General features: G+C 48.2%; 2 protein-coding genes and 1 pseudogene. All 3 read left to right on the plus strand.

Features of this window, described 5'->3' with window-relative positions:
- Nucleotides 1-552 (plus strand): annotated as a pseudogene (locus C6H04_RS07715) (hypothetical protein); the annotation flags it as partial.
- Nucleotide 553: 1 nt separating this feature from the next.
- Nucleotides 554-736 (plus strand): hypothetical protein, encoded by a 183-nt coding sequence (locus C6H04_RS07720; RefSeq protein ID WP_104732816.1) that lies wholly within the window; start codon nt 554-556, stop codon nt 734-736.
- Nucleotides 733-2304: a DNA primase gene (dnaG, locus tag C6H04_RS07725; protein WP_104732817.1), complete on the plus strand. Its 1572-nt coding sequence runs from the start codon at nt 733-735 to the stop codon at nt 2302-2304. The genes C6H04_RS07720 and dnaG overlap by 4 nt, the downstream gene beginning before the upstream one ends.
- The last annotated feature ends 265 nt before the right edge of the window (nt 2305-2569 follow it).

Here is a 2569-nt window from a genome sequence, read left to right on the forward strand (position 1 = left end):
GTACCCGAATATGTGGACGCCTTGCAAGCCAAAGGCTTCCAGCTAGACCCTGATTGGTATCGCATTAATGACACCGCTTCGCACTTGAGCGATTTGGTCATTTCTATAAAGAATCATATCAAGCAGGGGTATAAGGTGTTTTTGATAGATTCGCAGGGCTTCACGCACAATGAGCGCGCGGACATGAATGTGGAGCAGGCTGAAACAGAGAAATTCATCACACTGCGCAACATCGCCAAACAGCATGAGGTTTTGATCATGCTCATTGTGCAGAACAACAAAACGGAGAAAGATAGCCCCACCCGCTCCAAAATGGGAGCCTATGCGGCTAAAGTGATGTTTAGGGTGGACAAGCTGAATTCAAAAGAGTTCACCAATATGAGCCCACAACGCCGCTTGTATGCGCGCGCTGTGCGTATCCAAAAGAACAAGCAGTTAGGAGGCTCGCATGGGCAAGCCTTCTTTGACACGGCAGGCAAGAAATTCGTAGCCCTGCGTGATTATGAACACTCCCAGCAGGGCATAGCGCCTAGCTTCTCTAAAAAGGATTGAGATGTCTTTAAGCAATCCTGATGTGTTTTGTTTTGAAATAGAAACAGAGGTCTATGACGCGCTTGAGCGCATCGCTTTTCTGCATGGCTTAGATAGCATAGAGGACTATCTAAGAAAGCTAGCCTGCCCTAATTGTGGGGAGGGGAATGAAGGCGACCCTTTTTGTCCTAATTGCACCCCATGATCACCAACCTAGACGGGCTCAAGGCCAAGGTACAGATTGTAGAGATCATAGGCCAACACCTAGAGCTCAAAAGAGATGGAGCAGGCTTTAAGGCCTGCTGTCCCTTCCATGAGGAAAAGAGTGGTAGCTTCAAGGTTAGCCCCTCTTTGAATATTTTCAAGTGCTTTGGGTGTGGGGAGGGGGGCGATGCCTTTGTATTCTTGCAAAAATACAAGGGGCTGGACTTTGTGCAGGCCGCCCAAGAAGTGGCTAACTTCTACAAGTTTGACTTAGAACTCAGCCACTCTAAAACTCCCACAGAGCAACCTCTCTTAGAGGCTCTAGCCTATGCCCAAGAGCTCTTTAGCCAGACTTTGAGCAAAGACACCAAGGTGCTAGAATACCTAGAGAGCAGGGGAGTTAATGCACAGATGTGCCAAGAGTATGGGATTGGCTATTGTTTGCCCAATGATGTGCAGGCTTTACAAAAGCGCTATGATTTTAGTCTGCTAGTGCGCGCAGGGTTATTGTATGTCAAGGGCGGGCATTGTTTTGCTAATTATCGCCTCACTTTTCCTCTCAAAGACAAAAGAGGCATCATCAAAGGCTTTAGTGCACGGCGTTGTGTGGCGCGTGCCCCCTGGCAAGCAGAACAAAATAACCCCAAATACCTAAACTCTCCTAGCACACAGCTTTTTTGCAAATCCCAGATGCTATGGAATTTAGATCATGCTTTGCGCCTCATCACACAGCACAAGCAAGTCATTGTGTGTGAAGGGTTCTTTGATGTACTAGGCTTTAGCGCGTGTGGGCATCCTAATGCCATCTGCTGTGTGGGCAGCGCCTTCACACAGGAACACTTAAAGATATTAGCCAAGCTAGAGTGTGAAATTCTCTTTAGCTTTGATGCTGATGAGGCAGGAAAACAGGCTAGCTTGCGCGCGCTCAAACTCTGCTTAGAGGCAAAATACACCCGTGTGGGTGTGATTAGCATTAAGAGTGGGCAAAAGGACTTAGGCGAGTGCTTGCAACAGGGCCAAGCCCCTGAACTTGTGCGCACTTCAGGCTGGAATTATTACGCGCGTACTCTACTAGAGCCTAGCAAAAGTGCTCACGAGCGCGATAAGAACTACAGGGAACTGCTAAAGCTTTGCGCCTCCTATGACCCCTTTTTAAAGCAGGAATGCCTGCAGACCCTGCAAAAGTACTTGCCCCCTATTGCCCTTCCAGCCCTCAAAAAGAGCATGCCTAAAATTCCACCCATCACCCCCTTGAGCACAGAGGGACGCATCTTGCGCGCCATGTTAGAGCATGCCGAGTTTCGCTTCAGCGCGTCCATGCACCTGCATGCCCAGGACTTCAAAGTGATGCCCCAAGTGTTTCTAGCCATTACGCAAGGCCAGTTAGGAGGTTTGAGTTTTCTGGCTCAGTTTAGACCCATCGAACCTGCAGATTGGGACTTTGTCCTAGAACAATTCAAACTACAAGGCCTCAAAGCCTCTCTAGCTCAAGCCCTAGAGGGCAATGACTTCCACTTAGTGAGCGCACTCAGGGGGAAGATGTTGGCCATGCACGCCATGCGCTCATAGCTAAGCTAGGGGCTTTAAAACGCATGGGCGCATTTTAGTAAGAGAAACTTGTTGTTTTAAGATTTTTGAGTTACAATGGTGTTAGTGGTCTTCCCCGCCCCTTAAGGGCGGAGATGGTTTTAATATAATGGTTGGACGAGAACCACTAAAAAAGAAGAACCCACCACTGTAAGGCGCATTCTACCCTAAAGGGCCTTAAATCCTATAACACGATGAGTTACTTCATTGTGACATTTTCCGTGCTAAGTGTGTGCATTCTGCACAC

The sequence above is a fragment of the Helicobacter salomonis genome, assembly GCF_900197775.1.
In the GTDB taxonomy this organism is placed as follows: domain Bacteria; phylum Campylobacterota; class Campylobacteria; order Campylobacterales; family Helicobacteraceae; genus Helicobacter; species Helicobacter salomonis.

Excerpts from the sequence above, each read along its gene's own strand:
- C6H04_RS07720 (WP_104732816.1), top strand. The coding sequence starts at position 554 with ATGTCTTTAAGCAATCCTGATGTGTTTTGTTTTGAAATAGAAACAGAG.
- dnaG (WP_104732817.1), top strand. The coding sequence starts at position 733 with ATGATCACCAACCTAGACGGGCTCAAGGCCAAGGTACAGATTGTAGAG.